17 protein-coding genes are annotated in these 23429 nt (G+C 64.0%); 4 read left to right on the top strand and 13 right to left on the bottom strand.

Annotation, left to right across the window (positions count from 1 at the left end):
* Window positions 1-35: 35 nt before the first annotated feature.
* Complete coding sequence (locus B0G71_RS41300; protein ID WP_181916746.1) at window positions 36-179, bottom strand: hypothetical protein; 144 nt, start codon at window positions 177-179, stop codon at window positions 36-38.
* A gap of 251 nt (window positions 180-430) precedes the next feature.
* Between B0G71_RS41300 and B0G71_RS09845 the strand changes: the two genes are divergently transcribed.
* Window positions 431-1642, top strand: a complete 1212-nt coding sequence (locus B0G71_RS09845; RefSeq protein WP_116141318.1) for an acyltransferase — start codon at window positions 431-433, stop codon at window positions 1640-1642.
* Window positions 1643-1759: 117 nt separating this feature from the next.
* On the opposite strand, the gene B0G71_RS09840 is transcribed toward B0G71_RS09845, so the two are convergent.
* The 3 genes from B0G71_RS09840 to B0G71_RS09830 form a co-directional block, all read right to left on the bottom strand.
* Window positions 1760-4216: a glycosyltransferase family 4 protein gene (locus B0G71_RS09840; protein WP_116141316.1), complete on the bottom strand. Its 2457-nt coding sequence runs from the start codon at window positions 4214-4216 to the stop codon at window positions 1760-1762.
* A complete protein-coding gene (locus tag B0G71_RS09835) occupies window positions 4213-5679 on the bottom strand; it encodes a flippase (protein ID WP_116141314.1) in 1467 nt (488 codons plus the stop codon). Before B0G71_RS09835 ends, B0G71_RS09840 begins: the two co-directional genes overlap by 4 nt.
* 73 nt (window positions 5680-5752) lie before the next feature.
* Entirely contained in the window at window positions 5753-7954 is a 2202-nt protein-coding gene (locus tag B0G71_RS09830; RefSeq protein WP_116141312.1) for a hypothetical protein, read from the bottom strand.
* 669 nt (window positions 7955-8623) lie between these two features.
* On the opposite strand from B0G71_RS09830, the gene B0G71_RS09825 reads away from it, so the two are divergent.
* The 3 genes from B0G71_RS09825 to gmd are packed head-to-tail and all read left to right on the top strand — an operon-like array spanning window position 8624 to window position 11549.
* Entirely contained in the window at window positions 8624-9730 is a 1107-nt protein-coding gene (locus tag B0G71_RS09825) for an acyltransferase (protein ID WP_116141310.1), read from the top strand.
* 5 nt (window positions 9731-9735) lie between these two features.
* The gene (locus tag B0G71_RS09820) at window positions 9736-10464 is read left to right on the top strand and encodes an SGNH/GDSL hydrolase family protein (protein WP_116148451.1); all 729 of its coding nucleotides are present in this window, start codon (window positions 9736-9738) and stop codon (window positions 10462-10464) included.
* A 41-nt stretch (window positions 10465-10505) separates the two neighbouring features.
* On the top strand, window positions 10506-11549 hold the full coding sequence (gene gmd, locus B0G71_RS09815; protein WP_116141308.1) for a GDP-mannose 4,6-dehydratase: 1044 nt from the start codon (window positions 10506-10508) through the stop codon (window positions 11547-11549).
* 130 nt (window positions 11550-11679) lie between these two features.
* On the opposite strand, the gene B0G71_RS09810 is transcribed toward gmd, so the two are convergent.
* The 9 genes from B0G71_RS09810 to B0G71_RS09770 form a co-directional block, all read right to left on the bottom strand.
* Window positions 11680-12846, bottom strand: coding sequence for a glycosyltransferase family 4 protein (locus B0G71_RS09810; protein WP_106281163.1), 1167 nt, complete (start codon window positions 12844-12846; stop codon window positions 11680-11682).
* 80 nt (window positions 12847-12926) lie between these two features.
* Window positions 12927-14156, bottom strand: coding sequence for a glycosyltransferase family 4 protein (locus B0G71_RS09805; protein ID WP_116141306.1), 1230 nt, complete (start codon window positions 14154-14156; stop codon window positions 12927-12929).
* The gene (locus B0G71_RS09800) at window positions 14153-15634 is read right to left on the bottom strand and encodes a glucose-6-phosphate isomerase (protein ID WP_116141304.1); all 1482 of its coding nucleotides are present in this window, start codon (window positions 15632-15634) and stop codon (window positions 14153-14155) included. The genes B0G71_RS09805 and B0G71_RS09800 overlap by 4 nt, the downstream gene beginning before the upstream one ends.
* 3 nt (window positions 15635-15637) lie before the next feature.
* Window positions 15638-16816 carry a glycosyltransferase gene (locus B0G71_RS09795; protein WP_116141302.1) on the bottom strand — a complete coding sequence of 393 codons (1179 nt, stop codon included), beginning with the start codon at window positions 16814-16816 and terminating at the stop codon, window positions 15638-15640.
* A gap of 100 nt (window positions 16817-16916) precedes the next feature.
* The gene (locus tag B0G71_RS09790) at window positions 16917-17849 is read right to left on the bottom strand and encodes a glycosyltransferase family 2 protein (protein WP_116119491.1); all 933 of its coding nucleotides are present in this window, start codon (window positions 17847-17849) and stop codon (window positions 16917-16919) included.
* 61 nt (window positions 17850-17910) lie between these two features.
* The gene (locus B0G71_RS09785) at window positions 17911-20109 is read right to left on the bottom strand and encodes a polysaccharide biosynthesis tyrosine autokinase (RefSeq protein ID WP_116141300.1); all 2199 of its coding nucleotides are present in this window, start codon (window positions 20107-20109) and stop codon (window positions 17911-17913) included.
* Between the two features lie 125 nt (window positions 20110-20234).
* The gene (locus tag B0G71_RS09780; RefSeq protein ID WP_404935464.1) at window positions 20235-21464 is read right to left on the bottom strand and encodes a polysaccharide biosynthesis/export family protein; all 1230 of its coding nucleotides are present in this window, start codon (window positions 21462-21464) and stop codon (window positions 20235-20237) included.
* Window positions 21458-21913, bottom strand: a complete 456-nt coding sequence (locus B0G71_RS09775; RefSeq protein ID WP_106281153.1) for an exopolysaccharide biosynthesis protein — start codon at window positions 21911-21913, stop codon at window positions 21458-21460. The genes B0G71_RS09780 and B0G71_RS09775 overlap by 7 nt, the downstream gene beginning before the upstream one ends.
* A 43-nt stretch (window positions 21914-21956) precedes the next feature.
* The gene (locus B0G71_RS09770) at window positions 21957-23399 is read right to left on the bottom strand and encodes a UDP-glucose/GDP-mannose dehydrogenase family protein (RefSeq protein WP_116141298.1); all 1443 of its coding nucleotides are present in this window, start codon (window positions 23397-23399) and stop codon (window positions 21957-21959) included.
* Between the last annotated feature and the right edge of the window lie 30 nt (window positions 23400-23429).

The raw sequence follows: 23429 nt of genomic DNA, 5'->3' as shown, positions 1-23429 counted from the left end.
ACCGCGGGTGCGCCTCGCGCCTCTTCCAGGCCGCGTTAGTCGTTCTCGTCCAGCTGCGGCAGCTTGCCGGGGGTCATGCGAAAACGGCGAATGGGCTCATTGCGCAGCGCCTCCCGATAGGCGGAGGCGGCGACAAGGATCAGCAGCACGGCAATGCCGGCGAGTAAATGCAGGTTCATGACTTCACCTCGGGTCAAGAGAATCCGTGGCTTAAATTAGCACAACAAAAGCGGCAAATAATTCGCGGCTGCATCTGCTTATGCTCAATTACAATTAGTCACACAATCGCCGTTTAATTCAATTCAATACGCAATTTTTTATCGATTTTTTACCTGCGTCGTGCACTAGCATGTCATGCACCGCGGGCGCGTACGGCGCCCGCGCGAATCTGCGAATCCGCATTTCCCCTCCGTCAGAATAAGGACCGCGTATGAGCGACTCAGCACTGGATGCCGCCGGCTCATCCCTGCCCCTCTCCCCGCCTCGCAAGACTGCCGCGCCTCGCGCCCAGAACGAGGCGCGCGCCGACAGCGCCGGCAAGGAGCATGTCATCGACGCCATGCGGGGCTTCGCCGCGCTGCTGGTGGCGTATTTTCATTGCCGTCAGGTGGAATGGGTCGGCATTCAGGCGTTTCATCAGAGCGTGGGCCATGCATTCAGCCTGAATGCGATTGCCGCGTACCTGACGTTCCCGATTGCATGGGGCTCCGCCGGCGTGCCGATTTTCTTCGTGATCAGCGGTTATTGCATTCACCGGGGCGGCGCGCTGCGGTTGGCCGGCAATCCGGCTTACCGGCTCGATACGGGCAATTTCTGGGTGCGCCGCTTTGCGCGCATTTATCCCGTGCTGCTCGCGGCGCTGGTGCTGACCTTCGCGCTCGACTGGTTCAGCCTGCAACTGCCGCCCGTCAGCCACAAGATCCGCGAGATCGGCCTGCAGGCCTTCCTTGTCAATCTGTTTTCGCTGCAAGGCGTGGCCGGCAAGACGTTCGGATCGAACGGCGCGCTCTGGACGCTCTCCCTCGAAGTGCAGTTCTACGCGATCTATCCGCTGCTGTTCGCGCTGCGCCGGCGTATCGGCATGAACTCCGTGCTGGCGATCGTCGCGCTCGTCAACGTAGTGTCCGCCTATGTGCTCGAACGCCACGACATCCAGTTCTTCACGTCGTACTGGTTTTCGTGGACGCTCGGCGCGTGGATCGCCGACGCCCGTGCGCATCGCACGCCGCGGGCCCGCTCCTCGGTGTGGCTCTACGCGCTCGCCGCGGGCTTCGTCGCGCTCGGCTGCGCCGCGTTTCATTTCGGCCAGTACGGCGCGTTCCAGCTCTGGGCGGTCGGCTTCGCGTTCTACCTGTACAAGGCGCTGGAGCGCGGCAACCGGGAGCGCGGCCCGGCCTTCGGCACGCGTCTTTTGTCGCGCTTCGGCGATTTCAGCTTCTCGCTCTATCTGATCCATCTGCCGATCTTCGTGCTGCTGTCGTCGCTGCTGTTCCGCTCGTCGCTGCAAATGTCGATCTGGCCGTCGTTCGGCTACATGCTGGTGGCCGTGCCGGTGGCTTATGTGTTCTACCGGCTGGTCGAGTTGCCGGCGATGAAGTGGTCGGCCAGCTTCAAGCCGAAGGCGGCATTGAAAAAGGCCTGAACCACGCAGCAAAAACCGCGCGATAAAAAAACGGAGCGAATGTCGCGAGACTTTCGCTCCGCTGCGCCAACGGCAGGAACCGGCCGAGTCCCTGCCTACCCCCGCGTAGAAACCTTCCTAAGCCGTTTCCGGCCCCGTCACACGCTTCAGAATCCGCTCGACACCCTCGACATAGGTGGCGGTGCCGAACCGGCTCAGCGCCGTCTGATACCCGTTTCTGACCAGCCGGTTGCGCAATTGGTCGTTCGAGCGCAATTCGGCGAGCGCGTCGGCGAGGCCGTGCGCGTCTGCCGGCGTGCACAGCACGCCGTTCTCGTAGTCGTCGATGATCTCCAGCACGCCGCCCGCGCGCGCCGCCACCACCGGCCGCTGCGCCAGCATGCCTTCGACGATCACGCGGCCGAACGGCTCGGGCGTGATCGACGTATGGACGACCGCATCGACCGCGCACATGCAGGCCGCGATATCGTGCTGGAAGCCGAGAAAATGCACCCGCCCGCCGAGGTTGTGCGCGGCGACGAACGCATGCAGTTCGATCTCGTACTGGTCCTCGCCGAAAAGCGGCGCGCCCACCAGCACCGCATGCATCTGCGGATTGAGCACCATCGCTTCGAGCAGCACATGCTGCCCTTTCCAGCGCGCGAGGCGGCTGAACGAGCCGATCAGAAACGCGTCTTCCGGCAAGCCGAGGCGTTTGCGCAGCGCTGCTTGCGGCACCGTGCGCAAGGCGTCGAACGGCGCGGCGGAAATGCCGTTGAATACCACGTCGATGCGCTTTTCGTCGAACTGCGTGAGCTCGGCGAACGCGCGCGCCGACGCGGCCGAATTGGCGATCACATGCGTGAGGCCAAGACGCGCGCACCATTTGATGATGGCCAGTTGCTTGCCGCCGAAATGCTCGGGGCTCACGATATCGCGCAGATGCCAGACCACGGGACGCCGCGCCAGCTTGCCGGCGAGCGCGCCAATCACCATGGCGCGCTGGGTGTTCGCATAGATCACGTCCGCGTTGCGCGCGCGTTTGGCCGTGGCGCGCACGAGCGATACCAGACCCTTGAGCGCCTGGCCCTTCGGCATCGAGCCGCCCTGCTTACGAACATGGCGCAGCGCGCCTGCATCCAGCACGTCGACGGCCACGCCGGCTTCGGCGAGCGCGGTGCGGAACGGACCATCGTCGAACAGCACGACTTCGATGCGCGAGCGCAACGCCTTGACGATTTCCAGCAGCGACAGTTCGGCGCCGCCGAGCACGCCGCTTTGATCGACGGCCAGAATGCGCGGACCGCCAGCGACGGTTGGCGCCTTATACGGCGCGTACGGCGGCAGCGTCGCCGTGCGCAGCGCCGGCACCGCCGTCCGCACATGCGCGAAGAAGCGCTCGCGGAAATGCGCGGCGGAGAACTGCTCGGCGTTCGCGCGACAGTCCAGCGGCGAGAAACGCTTCACGTGGCCGTCGAAACGCTCGACCGCGGCGATGATCGACTCGACGTTCTGTTCGTCGAAGAACATGCCGGTGGGCCGCGGCTCGGACAGATCGCGCACGGTTTCGAGCGCGCCGCCCTTGCCGTAGGCGATCACCGGCGTGCCGCAGGCCTGCGCTTCCACCACCGAAATACCGAAGTCCTCTTCCGCGGCGAACACGAAGGCCTTGGCCCGGCTCATCTTTTCCTTGAGCACCTTGAACGGCTGATAGCCCATGATCTCGACGTTCGGCCCCGCCTTCGCACGGATCTTCTGCATGTCGGGACCGTCGCCGATCACGACGAGCTTGCGCTCCGGCATGCGCGCGAATGCCTCGACAATCAGATCGATCTTCTTGTACGGCACCATGCGCGAGGCGGTCAGATAAAAATCGTCCTTGTCGGTGCACAGTGCGAAAGCTTCGACATCGACCGGCGGGAAGATCACCTGCGCGTCGCGTTGGTAGACCTTCTTGATGCGCCGCGCGATGAACTCGGAATTGGCGACGAAGCCATCCACCGCATTCGAAGTGCGGATATCCCAGTTGCGCATGTAATGCAGAATCAGCCGCGCCATGGCCGACTTCGGGCCGTTGGTCAGCTTCGACTGCTTGAGATACTGATGCTGCAAATCCCACGCATAGCGGATCGGCGAATGCACGTAGCTGATATGCACCTGGTCGGGGCCGGTCAGAATGCCCTTGGCGACCGCGTGGCTGCTTGAAATCACCACGTCGTACGCGGACACGTCGAGCTGCTCGATCGCGAGCGGCATGAGCGGCAGATACGAGCGGTACTTGGTGCGCGCGAGCGGCAGCTTCTGGATAAACGACGTGGTGACGGACTTGCCGCGCAGGAAGCTGCGGTCGTCGAGAAAATCGACGAGGCTGAACAGGTCCGCGTCCGGAAAGCACGCCACGATCTGTTCGAGCACTTTCTCCGCCCCCGCATAGGTAACGAGCCAGTCGTGCACGATCGCAACGCGCACCGTTTTATCGGCGCGCATCGCGGCGCGGCGCGGTGGCGTCTGAACGCCGGGAACGGTAGTGAGTTCGGCCAGTGCGCTGCGCGTCGCGGGTTGCAGCACGGCTTCTTCAAGGACTTCGTGGTTCATGCGCTTTTCCTCGGATTCAGTCGCAACAGCAGTGAACGCGCAAGATCGCGCAAGGCGGGTGTCATCGTGATCGACCAGGCGACATTCGCGCCTACCATCAATACCCCGGCGACAATCGCCATGGCGAGACCCGGCAGGATGCTGGCGAGCCATAGGCTGGCCAGCAGGAAAGCAAGGTGAGCGAGCATGTCGAGCGCGATCTGCTTCGCGCGGATCGCGGACAGTCGCAGCAGCACCGCGTAGTCGAACAGCGCGCGGCCGGCCACGGCCACCGCCGCGCCGGTCAGGCCGAAATGCGTGATGCCGAACCACAATGCCCCTGCAAACAGGGGCAATTCGAACAAACCGACGCGCGCGGCCGTGGCCGGATTGACCTGTGACTGGATCAGAATCCGCGTGACGTTCGCCTGGCCGACGAGCCACACGGCGACGATCATGATGCGGCCCACGGGTGCTGCCACGGTGGCGATCTCATTGCCCACCCACAGATGCAGGAACGGTTCGAGCACCAGCATCGCGACCAGCGCGACCGGCGTGAACACGCCATTGAGAAATTCGAGCGACTGCTGGGTGATGGTGTCGGCGTCGGCGCGTCCCACTGCGGAGAGCCGCGGAAACAACGTGCGCACCAGCGCCGTCGGCACAATGTTCAGGCGCGTCACGAGGTTCTGCGGCACCGTGTAATACGTGACGAAACGCGCGCCGAGACTCGTGCCGAGCATCACGCGGTCGAGCGAGTCGGCGATCATGGTGGTGACGCTAGCGATCAGCATCCAGCCGCCGAAATTGAACAGCCCCTTTGCCACGCCGAATTGCGGCGGAAGAACGCGGCGTATTTCCAGCACTTTCAGCGCCGAGCGGCCCAGCAGAAGCGCGGCGACGATCCGCGCAAACACCGCGGCGGCCAGCACGTTCTGCAAGGTCGCGCCCATCCACAGCGCGGCGCCGAGCGGCAGCAACTGGAACAGAAACGTGCCGATGGTCTGATTGGTGTTGTAGACGCCAAAGCGTTCCGCGCCGTTGATCGCGCCCGCGAACACCCACGACACGTTGGCGATTGGAATCGCCACCGCGAGCCACGGCAGCGCCATATACACCTCGTGCTGCAACTCAGGCGACACCTTGGTGAAATACGCGGTGTAGAGAAACGCGCCGAAATAGATGATCAATCCGCCGATCACGCCGGTCGCGAGATTGAGCCACGTCGCGCTCCAGAACACGCGCGCGCTCTCCTCCTTGTCGCCGGACGCGCGCGCCTTCGAGATGTGGTTCTGCGCGGCCATGCTCATGCCGAGATCGAGAATGCCGAAGTAGCCGATCAGCGTCCACACGAGGCTGATCACGCCGTAGCGCTCGACGCCGAGCAGCTTGATATACGACGGCACGGTCACGAGCGAGACGAAAGTGGGCAGCACCAGCCCGAAGAAATTGATCGCTACGTTCTTGAGAATGCCTTTGTCCATCGGATGCCTTGGGTTTGACTACGTTTGCCTGCGGGTTGCCTTGTCATGCGCTGAAGCGCTCATGCCTTGTTCATCAAGGCTTCCAGCGGTACATCATCACTTTGCCGCGCGCGTCTTCCTCGACGAACACGAGGTACTCGCCGTTCGCGCGTTTGGCGGCGCTGATACCGTTCGGCACATCGACCCAGCCCGACGCGCGGCCCACCTCCGGGCCCGGCCGGATCACGCCGATCTCCTTGCCGCTGTCCTTGTCCCACACGTGGACCGCGCCGACCGGCTCGACGCCGAAAATGTATTGCCCTTCGACCGTCAGCCCGATGATGGTGGCGATGGGTTTGCTCTGCGTCTGCCACGGCAGCGTGATCGCATAGCGCTGCACGGGATTGCCGCTCGACCATTTGTCGTAGCGCACCAGCACGCGGCCCACTTCTTTCCAGAAGCCGCGATCGACCGGCGTGTCGGGTGTATAGCCGGTCACGTACATCGTGTCGCTGTCCGGCTCGTAGATCGCGCGATGCAGTTCCGTGAACGGTTGCGGCACCGGGTACTGCGTCATGTTCGAATATGCGTAGACCGGATTACCCTTCGCATCCAGCCCGCCGAAACGGAAGCGATAGATGCCTTTGGTGTCGCGTGTGCGCCAGATGTCGCCGGCGGTATCGACCCACCAGCCCCAACCGCCCGCGAGCTTCGTGCCGCTGGTGTTGAGCGTGAATTCGTCGGTGTTGAACTTGCCGTCGCCGTTCGCATCGCGCCAGATCCAGTCGCCGCCCGGCGGCGCATTCGGCACCTTGGCCACCGCACGCTCGCGTCCTGCGATGAAGCCGGAAGGAATCGCCGTTTCGCCATCGTGTTGCGGGTCGAAGCGATAGATCTTCAGATGGTCCGCGTACATGTCCGTGAGATACAGGAACGTGTGGCCCTTCAGTTTGCGGGCGATCGGCAGGCCCGGATACTGATCGGTGTGGAACACCGGATCGTCCGGGTACTTGAAGCGGTTCGACAGGAAACCTGCATATTTCCAGTCCTGTCCGGCAGGCTTCGACAGATCGAGTTCGAAGCGCTTGTTGCCGGTATAGACGCTGTCCGGGCGCGACGGATCGATCCACGCGCCGTCGACGAACAACAGGCCCTGCACCTGCCAGTTCTGCTTGCCATCCGGCGCGTAGCTTTCGAGCGTCGCGCCGAGGCCTGCGCCGATCGGCTCGTAACGCGGACCGATGCCGTTGGTCGACACGTACACGTTGCCGCGCGCATCCACGCCCACGCCAGTGAGTCCGTTGAACCGCTGCGGGCCCGGTTTGCCGGCGACGCCGCTGAAAATGCCGCCGCGCTCGCCGAGCGCGCCCGATTCGCTATAACGACCGTTGTTCTTGCTGAAATACAGCACCTGCTGACGTGGACCGTTATCCGCAATCAGCACGCGTCCTTGTGCGTCGACCGCGATATCCACTGCGATCGTTCCGGCTGGCAGCGTAAAGTTTTCGTCGACGCGTTTGCCCGCCGCCGTGTAGTGCTCGACATGCGGTTCGCGATCGTTGCGCGTGCCGCTCAACACCCACAGCGTGCCGTCCGCCGCCAGCGCAATCCGCCCTGGTTCACGCACGCTCCAGGTAGTTTTCTGCTGCATCGATTCCGCGTCGTACACCTCGATGCGATCGCGCGCCGTGTTCGCCGCGTACAGCGTAGTGTCGTTCGCCGCGAGGCCACCGATCTCGGCGCTCGTGCCGGTCGGCACTTCGTTCATCATCAGGAAGCCGGCCGCCAGTTGCGCATGCGGGTCGGCACTTTTCGCGGCGGGCTGGAACGGCGCGGCACGCTTCGGATCGGCGATCTGCCGGCGCGAAATGCCGTACCACTGCTTGCCCTTCTCCGGCCACACGCCCTGCTCGACCAGGCGTCCTTTTTCATTGCCGACCGCGATCGCGACGAACGCGTACTTGCGATTCACGGCGACCGCGTTGCCGCCGCCGTTGCCCCAGCCATGCGTGCCGCCCGCGAAGCCGAGCATCTTGCCGTTCTGATAGACGCTCGCCTCAGCGCCGCTCTCGTCCCACGGCGCGTTCGTATAGACCTTGCCGTCGGGCGCCACCGCGATCGCGGTGATGTTGATCTGCGCCCAGCTGCCGTCGCCGAAACCGAAGGTATTGCCGATCCACGACGTTTTCGCGTTCAACGCGGTTTCCGCATGCGCCGTGAAACTGGCCGCTCCCGCAGCCAGTCCGGCGGTGCATGCAAAAACAGCGAGCCGGCTTTTGAACGTGAAACGGGGCAAAGGTATTTCCTCCAATCGGCGCCGCGCGCGGGCAAATAAGGCTCGCGCGGAAACACAACTCAGTGAATGACGCTACGAAGCGCGGTCGATCATCGTGACGCGGACCGCTAGAAGCCATGCAAGGACGTATGACAGATTCGCGCGGGAACAGGACCTGGGTACAGCATCGACGGGACGAACGCCGCAAGTCCGGGCGCCTCGACAGCAATCTGAGTGTGAAGCCCACGCGCCGTCCCTGGCCACCCAATCCGCACAGCTCACATTACGCGGAAAAAACGCCGCAACGAAAATCGAAAATAATTCAAAAATATTCGATGCTTTAAGCGTTGCGAAAGAAACCAATTAAAAATTGATTAAAACGAAATCGGCTATGCGGCGTTGTGCGCCGATCTGTCAGCCCCCATCCTTACCGATGCCCAGCAAATCAATCCGCACTTATTACATATCCCGTCATCCGTTCGACACAAGCATAAAAATTCATTGCGAATGGCTAACGAAACACCCTGTTGCAATCTGATTCATTTATCCAATTCATTCCCGTTTTTTCACGATTTTATTTTCCCTAGAATCGATTGCACTTCCGTTGCGATGCGAAGCGAGCGCGCCTGCTCCACGAAACCCTCGCGCGATCCTTCGCCCGGCCCATCTGCTTCACACCATGGACGGTTCATGACTGCCAGCGCACTGCCCTTAGCGCCTTCCCACTCCCGCCGCATCGTGCAGCTCGACGGCTTGCGCGCCATCGCCGTGCTCGCGGTGTTCGCGCAGCACGCGTTGAAAGCGCCGCTGTGGATGGGTGTCGATCTGTTTTTTGTTCTGAGCGGTTTTCTGATTACCGGCATCCTGCTCGAACGCAAAGCGCGCCAGCAGTCGTATTTCGGCTATTTCTACGCACGCCGCGCGCGCCGCATCCTGCCGCCTTATGTGCTGCTGATGGTGGTGTCGTCGATTCTGTTCGGCCTCGGCTGGGCGGAACACTGGCAGTGGTACGCGTTCTTCGCGACCAATATCGGCGACGCGCTCAATCAGAGCGGTCACGACAGCCTGAACGTGCTGTGGTCGCTCGCCGTCGAAGAGCAGTTCTACATTGTCTGGCCGTTCGTGATCCTGCTGGTGCCCGAGCGCGTGCTCGGCTACGTCGCGGCCGCGTTGATCCTGCTGGTGCCGGTGCTGCGCGCGGTGGCCACGCCCTGGTTCGACTCGTTCTGGCCGATCTATTACTTGACGCCGTTCCGCATGGACCTGCTTGCGGCCGGTGCGCTGCTGGCTGTCGCCGTGCGGCGTGATCGCAATGCGCTCGAGCCTTACAAAGGCGTTGCGGTGCTGGGCTTATTCGCGGCGCTGGCGATACTCGCGTGGCTGCATCTGCACTTTCCGCGCTTTCGCGCGGCCAATACACCGCTTTCGAACGCCGGGCTCTACAGCGTTTCGTTGGTGCTTTGCACTTCAGTCGTGGTCATCGCCCTGCAGAGCAAGGGCATCGTCAAACGGCTGTTGTGCAATCCCGTGCTGGTCTACATCGGCACCATCAGCTACACGATTTATCTGATTCACCTGAGCGTGTTGTATGCGCTGTGGCCGCTGCATCTGAACCGCTTCGTGACCGCCGCGCTCGCGCTCGCGATCACGCTCGTCTATGCCAGCGTCACGTGGTTCGCGTTCGAGAAGCGCCTGATTTTCGGCTCAGCGGGCAAGGCGGCGGCGCATGCGCCGGCCCAGGCCGCCAACGGCGGTGGCGTCAGCACGGCGCCGCAAGCACCGCAAAGCCGCGCATGAAGCGCATGAAGCGCCGGGCATGGCTCGCTGCAAGCGTATGCGCCGCTGCATCGCTCTTCGCCTGCGCCTCGTTCGGCGCGGCGCCGGGCCGACGATCGCAAGTGTTGATCGAGGCCTACGGCGATTCGACGACGCTCGGCATTACCTGCAGCGAAGGCCATTGCGGCCCGCAAGCGCAAAACGCGGTGGTGTATCTGCAGGACGAATTACAGGCGCGCCACGGCGAACGGGTGCGCGTGACGAACTACGGCGTGGGCAACACGATGGCGACGCAACTGCGCGACGGCACCGGCAATCGCCGCGCCGGACCGGCGGCGGGTCTGCCGTGGCAGGAACGGCTCGTCGCTTCGTCCGCGCAGATCGTGCTGATCAACTACGGCATCAACGAAGTGATGCAGAACCAGACGCCCGAGCAGTTCTACACGGCCGAAACGACGCTCGTGAAAACCGCTCGCGCGCTGGGCAAACAGCCGGTTCTGCAGACCGCCAACCCGATGCCCGACAACCGCCTCAACGCGCGGCTCGCGACGATGGTCGCGATGACGCGCCGCGTGGCCGCCGAACAGCAGGTGCCGCTCGTCGACCAGTTCGCGTACATCAGCAATCTGCCGGACTGGAAGACGCTGATGTCCGACGGTGCGCATCCCAAGCCGGCTTTGTATCAGCTAAAGGCCGAACAGGATTTTCAGGTCGTCGAACCCCTGGTGCGGCGACTGTTGGAAGGCACGTCCTGAAGCGCTTTTTCTTTTTCTTTTAACAATCACGAAGGCAAGCTATGAGCCAACCACGCAAAGCGATCATCACCGGCGTATCCGGACAGGACGGCGCCTATCTGACCAAACTGCTGCTCGACAAAGGCTACATCGTGACCGGCACTTACCGGCGCACGAGCTCCGTGAATTTCTGGCGCATGCGTGAGCTCGGCGTGCTCGATCATCCGAATCTGCGTCTGGTCGAACACGATCTGACCGACCTCGGTTCGACGCTGCGCCTGCTCGAAGGCGCGCAGGCCGACGAGCTGTACAACCTCGCCGCGCAAAGCTTCGTGGGCGTTTCGTTCGACCAGCCGGTGACGACTGCCGAAGTGACCGGCATCGGCGCGTTGAATCTGCTCGAAGGCATCCGCATTCTGAATCCGAAGACCCGTTTCTACCAGGCGTCGACGTCGGAAATGTTCGGCCTCGTGCAAGCGGTTCCGCAACGCGAGGACACGCCCTTCTATCCGCGCAGTCCGTATGGCGTCGCCAAGCTGTTCGCGCATTGGTCGACCATCAACTATCGTGAGTCGTACGGCCTCTTTGCAAGCAGCGGGATTCTGTTCAATCACGAATCGCCGCTGCGTGGCCGCGAATTCGTCACCCGCAAGATCACCGACACCGTTGCCAAGATCAAGCTCGGCAAGCAGGACATGCTCGAACTCGGCAACCTGAGCGCCAAGCGCGATTGGGGCTTCGCGCTCGAATACGTGGAAGGCATGTGGCGCATGCTGCAAGCCGACGAGCCGGACACCTTCGTGCTCGCCACCGGCCGAACTGAAACGGTCCGCGATTTCGTGCGCATGGCGTTCGCGGCAGCGGGCTATCAGCTCGAATGGTCGGGTAAGGAAGAGCGCGAGTCAGGTATCGATGTCGCCACCGGCAAGACCCTGGTGCGCGTGAATCCGAAGTTCTATCGCCCGGCCGAAGTGGACCTGCTGATCGGCTGCGCCGACAAGGCCCACGAAAAACTCGGCTGGAAGCCGGCAACCACGCTGGAGCAGTTGTGCCACATGATGGTTCATGCGGATCTGGGACGGAACGAGCATCACGAGACGTTTTGAGTCGCGATGAGCGCGTGCGGCCACCGAAACGGCCGCGCGTTAAACCGCGCTCCTGAATCTCAGCGAAAAAAACGCGGGGCCTGATCTTTAAACCAGGCCCCGCGTTTTTGTTGTGCGTCCTTCCTCGGCGTTAGTGCACCCCACCCGCCGCAATCGCCTCCCCATACACGGACGCCACCCGCTTCGCGATCACCGGGTTATCGAAGTTCTCACGCGCATAACGGCGGCATGCATCGGCATCCGGCAATTTCAGCGTGCCGTTGAGCGCACCGGCAAGTCCATCCGCGATGGCCTTCGCGCCCGTCTCCGGCAGCACCAGGTTCGGCGACAAGCCGGCCACCGCTTCCGGCAAGCCGCCCACCGGCGTCACCAGAACCGGCGTACCCGAAGCCAGCGATTCGACCGTGATCAAACCGAAGCCTTCCAGCGCCACCGTCGGCACGATGCTGATATTCGCCGCGCGATACAACGCCGCCAGATGCTGATCGGGCACGAAACCCAGCAGCTTCACGTTGTCCTCCAAACCCGCCTCGGTGATACGCGCCTGCAACTCGCCTTCGAGCCGCCCCTTGCCCGCGATCAGAAGCAACACATCAGGCGCCGTGCGCTTGAGCAGCTTCACCGCGTCGATCAGATCTTCGAGGCCCATGCGGCGTACCAGACGGCGGACCGCCAGCACGATCGGCCGGTCCTGCGGCAACTGCAGCTTCAGACGCGCCTCGGCGGGCGAGATCGGCAGATTGAACTGCTCGACATCGACGCAACCGGGCACCACGCGCACGCGGTCCGGCGAGATGCGATAGCGCGACGTCAGAATCTTGCCGAACGCCTCGGACAACACGATCAGCCGCGACGAGCGCGCATAGACCGATTGTTCCAGATACCGCTTGGCGCGCTGACCGAGCGAATCGGCGCCTTCCACGTGACTTTCGTCGGCCCACGGCCCCTGAAAATGCGAAACCTGCGGAATGCCGCGCGTCACGTCGAGACCCGGAAAGGTGTAGAGCGCGAAGTGCGACGAAATCACATCGGGACGCGACGTGCTGATTTCGTGGCGCAGCGCGCGGCGTGCCGCCATCAGCCGCAATGGCAGCGATTGCGCGGCTGAGCCGAAGCCATTGATCGCGCCGCCGGTGTCGGCGGCTACTTTCGGCGAGCCGGCCACCACGCCGCGCACCGCCACGCCCGCGCCCGGCAGTGCACCGATTAGCGAGTAGTACATGCGGTCGAGACCGCCCGCGCGCTCGGGGAACCAGTGCATCCCGATCTGCAGCGATTTGATAGAGCTCGTCGTCATGGTTGTGACCCCTGTGCGTTCTGAGAGTTGTGATGGTGAAGCGTTGAAGACATCGAGCGGTTCCGAAGCACCGCGCGAGGTCATTCCGCGCTCTTGCGGCCAGCCAGCGTGTTCAGCGTCAGCGCGTCGGTGCTGGCGACCGCGGCCGCTTCCGCCTCGCTTTGCCGGCGATTTTTCTGCTGCCCCGCCAACTGGCGATACAGCGCGATGTATTGCGCGGCCATGCGCGCCCAGCCGAAACCGGTCGCGAGTTCGTTAGCGGCGACGCCCATGGCGCGGCGCTCGACGTGGTTATCGGCGAGGCGTGCGACCGCGCGGGCCAGCGCCTTGGGATCGTCCGGATCGTCGAGCACGATGCCGCATTCCGGCGTGATGATTTCGGCGCCGCCCGCGGTGCGCGCCGTGACCACCGGCAAACCCGCCGCCATCGCTTCGAGCAGCGACAGGCTCATCGCTTCATAGCGCGACGGGAACACGAAGGCGTCGACGGAATGCATCAGCACCGGCATCTCTTTCACGAGCCCGAGAAAATGCACGCGATGCGCGATGCCGAGCGCCTTCGCCTCTTCCGGATATGGACTGCCCGGCAGGAAACCGGCGACTGCGATCTGCACGTGCTCGGGCAGATGCTTGAGCGCGGCGAGCACGGTGCCGAGGTTCTTGCGCGGCGTGCGCAGGTCGCCGACGAACAGCAGCAGGAATGCGTCCTTCGGTAAACCGAATTTCTCGCGATCGCCCGTGGCCGCGGCGAAGCCTTGCGTATCCACGCCGTTGTAGATCACGTCGACGCGGTTATCCGGCGTGAGCCCGATCGCGCGGATTTCGTCGGCGACCTTTTGCGACACCGCCGTGATCACCTTCGAGCGGCGGTAGGCCCAGCGTTCGAGCAGCGCATTACACCGCGTATAGACGGACTGATAGGCGGACCACACTCCCTTGGTGAGTCCGAACGGGTAGTACTTGCTGCCGAACCAGCCGCTATGCACGAAGTGCGAGGTGTTGACGTCGGCGGGCATCCACGTGATGAAGCCGTTCACGTGCAGCACGTCGTATTCGCGGCGATGCGCGCGCAGCCACATTGCGCTCTTGAACGCGAACACCTGCTGGCGCAGCAGATTGGTCGGCCACCAGCGGCCGATCCTGATCGGCGCCCAGCGGACGTTCGGATGCGCGAGCAGATCCGGCGCGACGTGCGAGGCGACCAGCGTGACGCCGATGTTCTCGTCGAGCGCCGCGCGCGCGATCTCGTGGTTGACGCGCCCCTGGCCGTCGTTATGGCGCACGACGTGCGTGACAATGGCGACTCTCAATCCGTGCCTCCGTGGAAAAATAGCGTGTGGTTTGACATACGTGCGCGGTTGATCTTTTCGTAATGCACCGCGGAGAGAATCGAAAAAACACTCATGAAAAGCAGCAAGCCGCCCGTGCCGACCAGCGAATTGGTGAACACCAGCATCGCGAAGGTTGCGAGGCTCAGGCTCATGCAGGCGGACACGAACTTGTCGTTGCGCATCCTGAACGACGCGAGCACCGCGCGCGTCACCAGCCAGATGATTCCGGACATGTAAAGCAGCGTGCCGGGCCAGCCGAGCACGAACGGAATGTTCATCACGCCGCTGTCGAAGTTGCCGTACTGGCCGAGCTGGCCGCCATCGTTCGAGAGCTTGGTGGAGGTGCCGGTGGCGCCCATGCCTTCGCCCGACACATCGGTGAAGGCTGTTTTGGCAAAGGTCGCATAGAACTCGTTACGCGCGGCGTAGCTCTGGTCGTCGTTCAGGTTGACGATGGTCGTGAGGCGCGCCTGCATCCGCTCGGCCACCGGACCGACCGCCAGCAGCGGCACACACAGCCCGGCCAGCAGCACCGCGCTGGCGACAATGCGCAAGCGCACCTTGTTGTTCGATTTGACAAGCTGGATCAGAAGCGCGATGACCCAGCCGCCCCACGTCGAGCGCACGAGGCTCAGCGCGAACGCGAAGAAGCCGAGCGCCGCGGCGATCCAGCGCACCCGGTGCGTGGCCGCCATGACGAACACCATCGCGCCCATCATCGCGAACGCGAACGGTCCCGACGAGTTCATCGTACTGAACACGCGCACGCCCATCGGCACGGGGTCGCCTTGCGAATTCATCTGCGAGCCTAGCATCCACAGCGCGTCCCACTGCGGCATGATGAAGAACTGCACGAGGCCGTAGCCGCCCATCACCAGCATGCCCCAGATGAACGTATTGACGATGGTGTCGCGGTACTTCGGATACTGGCGCGTGTGCGCCATGATGTGAAAGCCGATCAGGATCGGATACAGCCAGTTCGCGAGGTCGTAGGTGGCCGCGAGCGGCCCGCTCGACATCACGCCGACCAGGAAGGCGTAGATAAGGCCGAGCAGGACCAGCAGCACCGGCAGACCGCGCCGTTGCCCCAGCAGTTTGTAGTAGCGCAGCAGCGACAGGCCGCTGATCATCGTCACCGCAAGCGGCGCGACCTGGATCAGGCTGGTCGGCGTAAACGACCCTTTGGACCAGTCGGCCAGACGCCGCACTTCCGGGCTCAGGAACCACAGCCACCACATGAAGCCGATATAGCGCGCCGGACTCTTGAAGTAGAGCCACAGTCCCGTCATGATCGCGAGCACCGGAAACGCGAGCGTGAGCACCGTGCCCTGATGCGCGCCGATCAGCAGCGTCGTGACGAACCATAGCAAAGCCTCCGGCAGCCATTCCTTGCGGCCGCTGGACGATGCCCGTCCATTGCCGTTCGCGCTAGCGGCGCTTCGCGTCAGCGTCGACATCGTTCAGAGACCTCCGCGCGACTGGCGCGCCGGCCGCCGCTCGGACTCGGACACGCCCGCCGCCGTCGCCATGCCGGCCGCCGCGCGCGTGCGCGCCGCGGCCCGCGCGCGCAGCATCTCCTGCGTAATCCGCACGTGCTGCATGGCGTAGTGCTGCGTGGTCAGATCGCGCGACAGCAGGCCGGCCGCAGCCGCTTGTGCTTGACGCAATGCGTCCAGCGGCGCGGCGGCGAGCTGATCGACCGCTTCGCGCAACGCCTGCGGGTTGAACGGCGGGATATAGAACGCCTCGCCGGCCGGAAAATAATCCTGCAAGGCGCCGACATTCGTGACCACCATCGGCTTGCCGACCGCCGCCGCTTCCAGCATTACGGTGATGCCCGAGGCGTGCGAATTCGGCCGCAAGGGCACCACGATCACATCGGCCCAGTCGTACAGTTCATGTTGCTTCCTGATCCCCGAGAACAGCGCGATCTCGACATTCGGCGCGCGCAGCGATGCGGGAATCCGCCGACGTGTCGCGAGCTTCACCGTGTAGCGCGCGTCGTTGCCGAACGCCTTGATGAGCGTCTCCCAATCACGGTCGCGGTCGTTGCCGATCGCGGCGATGCGGATCGGCGTGTGCGGCGTCCATTCGGCCGGCGGCCTGACAGGGAAGTCCTGCGTGTTCAGGCCATAAAGCAGCGGCTTGGCGTCGCGAGCGAAATAACGCTGGCACAGCTCGGCGTTTTCGCTGGCGAGCGTGGTCAGCTGATCGGCGCGCGCCATCAGCTTGCGATACAGCCATCTGCGCAGAATGCCGTAGGAAGGCCATTTATCGAGCAGCCACACGCTTTGCGCGAGCAGCAAGGGCGAGGCATCGGCGCCGGCCTTGCGGCCGCTCAGAAGCAGCATGAGGGCCGCGGACAGCCATTCCTGTTCCGTATGCGTCCAGATCACGTCGGAGCGCAGCATCTCGGCGCGGTTGCGCCACGTATGGATGAAGTCGAACCCGAGCGCCGCCTTCAGCGCGCGGCGCAGCAGACGCACCGGCTTGCCTTCACGGGCATCCTGCGAATAGGTGAGCTTGAACGCGTCGGATTGCGCGTGGTGATAGCCGTACAGACAACCGATGTTGTCGCCCGGTCGATAAAAGCGCGGGTCGGCGCCGTAAAACAGATGAACGTGAACTTTCGTACTCATGCAGGCACTCCGCTCTGCCGGTGGAAAGGGGCATCGGCGGCCCTCATGCGGGCCGTGCGCCGATGCGCGAACGTACGGGACGTGGAGCGAGCCAGGGCGCTCACGCGGCGCGTGAGAGCGCGCGACGCGCCTCGTGGGCGCCGCTGCGCACGGCGCGCCAGCGCGTCAGCTTCAGACCGGCCTGCTTCGAGAGCAGCGCGAGCGCCGCGTGCGTGAGGCCCGGATAAACCCGCGTGCCGACCAGCGTCCACCACCACCACGCGGTCTCGCGGCGCAGCGGCGGCAACTGGTCGCGCAGGATCAGATGGAAATTGAACGCGGCGTTGCGCAAGGCGGCCATGGTTTGCGCGTCGCGCCGGTCGTCGTCGAAACGCTCGGCGGGAAAATGATCGACCGCCACGCGCGGGTCGTACATCAGCTTCCAGCCGGCGTTCTTCACGGCGAGGCTGAAGGCCATGTCGTTGTGGACCTGCGCGCCCGCGCCGCGCAGGCGCGCGTCGAAGCGGATGGTGCGCACCGCGTCGCGGCGGTAGCTCATGTTGGCTCCCTTCAGAATATCGACTTCGCGCGCCCCGCCCACACCCAGATGATGATTGCCGATGATCTTGCCGTGCGCCGTGACCTTGCCGACCAGCGGCCGCTCGCCGTCCAGCACGCGGCCTTTTTCATGCACCCAGTCGCGTCCGCCGAGCGCGCCGAGACGCGCGTCGCCCTCGAACGCGGCGGCGATCCGCTCGACCCAATCGGCGTGCGGCGCCGCGTCGTCGTCGGTGATCGCGATCACGTCGCCGCGGGCCGCGTCGAGGCCGCGATTCAGGGCCGCCACCTGGCCGGGCACTTCGACAATCGCCAGCGCGAGCGGCAACGCGCCCGCTACAGACGGATCGCGCAGGCACGCGTGGGTCGCTTCGTCGTCGGCGCGCGCCACCACCACCACTTCGTCGGGCCGCCGCGACTGCCGTTGCAGCGCTGCGAGGCAGCGCGCCAGATCGGCCGGGCGGCGGTAAGTCGGAACCAGTACCGTCACTTTCATCGTGATGTCCTTTGTTGTCGTCGTTGCGCGAGGTTCGCCATGCATCCGCGAACCCGCCGCCTCAGGTGCTCAGGTATTCCTGCACCGCCGCGTAGCCACGGTCGTAGCCGCCGCGCGAGCGCGCCGGCATGCCGTTGAAAATGCCGCCCTGCACGTGCACGCCGGCCGCGCGCAGACGCTTCAACGCATCGCTGATCTCGCCTTCGCTGTGCACGCCCGAGCGCATCACGAAGAAAGTCGAGCCGGCATACGCGCCGATGATCGACGCATCGGTCACGGCCAGCACCGGCGGCGTGTCGATCATGATCACGTCGTAGCGCTTGGCGAGTCCTTCGAGGTACTGCGGCAGACGCGGCGACATCAGCAGTTCCGACGGATTCGGCGGACGGCGGCCGCACGAGATGAAGCTCAGGCCGTCGACCTGCGAGCTGCGGATCGCTTCTTCCAGCGAGATCTGGCCGCTCAGCAATTCGGACAGGCCGTTATCCGGCACACCGCCCAGATAGCGCTCGAGCACGCCGCGGCGCATGTCGCCATCGATCATCAGCACGCGCTTGCCCGAATTCGCCAGCAGCACCGCGAGGTTGACCGTCAGGAAGCTCTTGCCGACACCGGCCATTGGACCCGTCAGCATGACGATGCGGTTCTTCGCGTCCATCATCGTGAACTGCATGGAGGTGCGCAGACTGCGCAGGCTTTCGACCGTGACGTCCTTCGGGCGCGCATTCGCCAGCACCGAGCGCAGACGTTCGCCGCCGCGCTGGAAGCTGGCTTCGAGCACACCCTGTTCGGCGGAGAGCGGCACGAGGCCGAACACCGGCAGATGAAATGCGCGTTCGATGTGATCGGGGTCGTCGATGCCCTTGAACATATTGCGGCGCAGGAACACGAAGCCGGTGCCCGCGATCAGCCCGAGAATCACCGCCGCCGACAAAATCAGCGCCTTCTTCGGCTTGACCGGCACGCCCGGGCGCAGCGCGGCGTCGACGATATGCACGTTGCCGCCGGTGCCGGCCTTCTGGACCGACAACTCCTGCACACGGTTGAGCAGCAGCACGTAGATGTCTTCCGCCACCTTCGCGTCGCGCTGCAACTGAACGGCCTTCACTTCGGTGGCCGGCAGATCGCGGAAGCGGTCGGCGTACTTGGTGCGCTGCGCCTGCAATTCGACCATCTGCGCACGCGCGGCCACCAGCATCGGATGGTCGTCGCCGTAACGCTCGGTGAGTTGCGCCATCTGCAAACGCAAACCGGCGATCTGCTGCTCGTACTGCACGCTGCCTTCGAGGTACACCTTGGCTTCGTCGCTCGCGTTGATCGAGCCGGACTGGCGCTGATACGCGGTCAGGGCCGCCTCCGCGCGCTCCAGATCGGCCTTCAGGCGCGGCTCTTCGCTCTTCAGGAAGTCGAGCATCCTGCTGGCGTCGGCCTGCTTGCTCAGCACGTGCTGGCGCACATACGACTCCGCCAGCGCGTTGGCAACGAGTGCCGCGTGTTCGGGGCTCTTGTCTTCCAGCGAGATCTGGATCACGCCGGTCTGCTTGCCCTGCTCCTGCACCGTGATGGCCGACTGGAACGCGGAGATCGCGTCGAGGTCGTTGGCGCGCATCACCGTGAATTCCTCGCCCGGCCGCGCCACCAGTTTGTTGACCATGATGGTCACGCCGCCGCCCTGCGCCTGCTGGCCGACCTGGCCGCGCAGCAGCAGCGAGCCGTTAGCCGCATACAGTTCGTAGTGCTGGTCGTCGACCGCCTTCATGGTCAGCTTCTGACCTTCCAGCGCGGGGATCACGTCGATCGAATCGACGTCGGCCTCTTCGCCGCCCCATGCATACGACGACAGCCCCAGCCACGGACGCGCCGGCTGACCCGGCGTGGCCATGCGCGCGGCGATGCTGCCGAGCAGTGGGAACGTCTTCGGCGTGACGCTGAAGTTCAGCTTCAGTTGTTGCACGACGGGACCGACCACGCCGCGGCTCTTGATGATTTCGATCTCGGCGTCGGTCGGCAGCGAGGTCGAACCGGTGGTGATCGCCGCGCCGGTCTGCGTTTGCGTGAGCGCCTGCGACGTGTTGTCGGATTGCTCGACCCGCACGTGCGCGTCGGCGGAATAGATTGGCTTGGCGAGGAAACAGTAAGCGCCGGCAATCCCGACGATCACGGCCGCAATGGCGATGAGCCACCAGATGTCGTCGAGGATCACCTGCACCAGTTGTCCGAGGACGACGTCCTCTTCTTCGGTCTTGATCGGACCGGCCATGTGTGGAGAGATTTGGTTGCTCACAATTCGCTTCCCGTATCGGTTGCAGCTACGTTTGCTTCGGTCCCGCGCCGCGTCCTTCACGGACGGCGCGGCGCGGGCCTGAGACGACGGCTTGAACTTTTTTATCGCGTCAGCTGTTTCAGGTAGAACAACGTCTGCACGCTCGGCAACACCTGCTGCAACACGCGGTTGAAGGTGGTCGATGCCGCGGTGCCCACGTACACGACATCCAGCGGCTGCAACTGGAATTGCGAGGACAGCATGATGGCGTCCGGCTGCGTCATGTCGAGGCGATACACATCCGGCGTGGTCGGGTGATCCTTCATGCCGCGCATCACGAAGATCTGGCGCGGATTGGCGTCGGTATCGAGAATGCCGCCGCCTTGCGTGAGCGCGTCGGCGATCGTCATGCGGCCTTTGATGATCGGCAACTGGATCGGCGTCTTCACTTCACCCATCACGAACACGCGGCTGTCGGTGCGGTCCGGTATGTTGATCACGTCGCCGTTCTGCAGCATCACGTTCTGCGTGGTGTCGCCGCGATCGAGCATGCGGTCGGCGTCGAGTATGTAGAGCTTGTTGTTGCGCGTGAGGCGCACGCGCTGAATGTCGGCGTCCGCGTTCGTGCCGCCCGAGCGTGTGATCGCATCGACCAGCGTGAGCGGCACGTCGCTCATCGCGAGCGGGCCCGGCGTCTTCACTTCGCCGGTCACCTGCACTTTCTGGCCGCGATACGACAGCACGCGCACGTCGACCTGCGGATTGCGGATATAGCGCACGAGGCCGGTGCTCAACTGGTCGCGCACCTCGCCGACGGTTTTGCCGGCGGCCCGGATACGGCCGACGAACGGGAAAAAGATCGTGCCGTCGGCCGCGATGGTCTGGCCGTATGGATCGGCCTGGCCCGGCAGCGCGGCCGTGTACGGCTGCTGCAAGGCGCCGCCGATCGACTGCGTGGTGTTGCCGCCGGCGGACAAGGTGCTGCCCTGCGGCGTGGTCAATTCAGGGTGGTCCCACACGGTAATGCCGAGAATGTCCTGCGGCGCGAGACGGTACACGTACTGTGACGGGTCGCTCAGGTTCGAAGGCGGCAGCACCTGGGTCTTCGCGGCGGCGGCTTGGGCCTGGGCGGTCACGACGGCGGCATCGATCACATGAACCGGATAGGTCTCGGCGGCCTGGCTGTCGTGCTGGCCGTCGTCTTTCAGACGGGACGTATCGAGGTAATTGCCAGGTGCGGTGGCGCAGGCTGACAGAAAGGACGTCAGCAAAAGCGTGGCGGCAAGATTCGACTTGAACTTCGTGGACTTGCCGTTCGCGAACGAGTGTGCAGCGGGTTTTTTCATCAGCATATTTTCTTCAGCCATCCCATGACCAGATGTTCGATGAGCACGAGACTCTCCCTATAAGCGGTTTCCGCACCGCCGTGCGGATCGGCGACGTCGGAATCCGCTTCCCACTTGCCGAGCGGATACACCTTGCCGCGTGAAGCCGGATCGAGCGCTTCGACGTCGCTCACCTGCGCGCGCTCGGTGACCAGCACCAGATCGGCGTTGCGCACGAGTTGCCGGTCGAGCCGCCGCGAGTAGTGAATGCCGGAGGCCACGCCCTGCTCGGCGAGCAGGCGTTGCATGACCGGGTCCATGGCGTGGCCGTTCATCGCCCGCAAGCCCGCCGAATGAAACGCGATCGGCGCCGCCTGCGAACGCGGCGCCGCGCGTTGCCGGGCCTTGAACAGCATTTCGGCGGCGGGCGAACGGCACACGTTTGCATGGCAGACGATCAGTACGTTGGCGAACATGGCGGGCTCCGTGATGAACGCTTGTCGGTGCGTGGGCGACGGATCAGCGGCCGGCTTCGGCCGTGTCCGCCGTTTGCGCTTGCGGCAAGCCGCTCGCGCCGAGCCTCGCCGGCGCGATGCGCAGCGCGTGCTGCCGGCCGATCGCGTGATACTCGATACCGAGTTCGAGCAGCGCCTCCGGTTCATACAGGTTGCGGCCGTCGAAAATCAGCGGCGTCTTGAGGATGCGCTTGAGCGAATCGAAGTCCGGGCTCTTGAACACCTTCCACTCGGTGAGGATCACCAGCGCGTCAGCGCCGGCGGCCGCGTCCATCTCTTCCTTCACGAACTCGAGACGCGCGTGTTGTTGCGGCACGTCCTTCAGATCCAGCGCGAACACGCGCTTCGATTCGTCGACCGCGACCGGGTCGTACGCTTTCACGCGTGCCCCGCGGCGCAGCAGTTCGGCGATCAGCGGACGGCTCGGCGCTTCGCGCATGTCGTCGGTGTTCGGCTTGAATGCAAGGCCCCACACACCGAACGTGCGATCCGACAGGTCTTCGCCCAGACGCGAGACGATCTTGTGCGCGAGCACTTTCTTCTGCGTGTCGTTGACGGCTTCGACGGCTTCGAGAATGCGCAGATTCGCCTTGAAATCCGCGGCCGTGCGGATCAACGCCTGCACATCTTTCGGGAAGCACGAACCGCCATAGCCACAACCGGCATACAGGAAGTCGTAACCGATGCGCGGATCGGAGCCGATGCCGCGGCGCACGGCCTCGATATCCGCCCCGACGCGGTCGGCCAGATTCGCGAGTTCGTTCATGTACGAGATACGCGTGGCGAGCATGGCATTGGCCGCGTATTTGGTGAATTCGGCCGAGCGCACGTCCATGTACAGCGTGCGTTCGCGATTGCGGTTGAACGGCGCGTAGAGGCGTTTCATCAGGTCGCGCGCTTTTTCGCCGGGCACGTCTTCGTCGCAACCGAGCACGATGCGATCGGGCCGCGTGAAGTCTTCCACCGCCGCGCCTTCTTTCAGGAACTCGGGATTCGACACCACGGAGAACATGTGCGCCGCGTTGCGTTCCGCGAGTTCGGCGGCGATCACTTCGCGCACGCGCGAGGCGGTGCCGACCGGCACCGTCGATTTGTCGACGATCACCTTGAAGCCCGTCATATGGCGGCCGATGTTGCGCGCGGCGGCGAGCACGTATTGCAGGTCGGCGGAGCCGTCTTCGTCGGACGGCGTGCCGACCGCGATGAACTGGATATCGCCGTGCGCGACGGCGGCTTCGACGTCGGTCGAGAACTTCAGGCGGCCGGCCTTGCGATTGCGCGCGATGATTTCCTGCAGACCCGGTTCATGAATCGGCACGCCGCCGTTGTTGAGCACGTCGATCTTGCGCTGATCGACGTCGAGACAGAACACATCGTGGCCAATGTCGGCCAGACATGCGCCCGTCACGAGGCCTACGTAGCCACTACCGATGATCGTCAGGTTCATGTGTTACACCTCGCAAATTGGAGTTGATTG

It is taken from the genome of Paraburkholderia sp. BL27I4N3 (assembly GCF_003386115.1).
Classification (GTDB): domain Bacteria; phylum Pseudomonadota; class Gammaproteobacteria; order Burkholderiales; family Burkholderiaceae; genus Paraburkholderia.
This window is presented reverse-complemented; position numbering and strand designations above follow the sequence as displayed.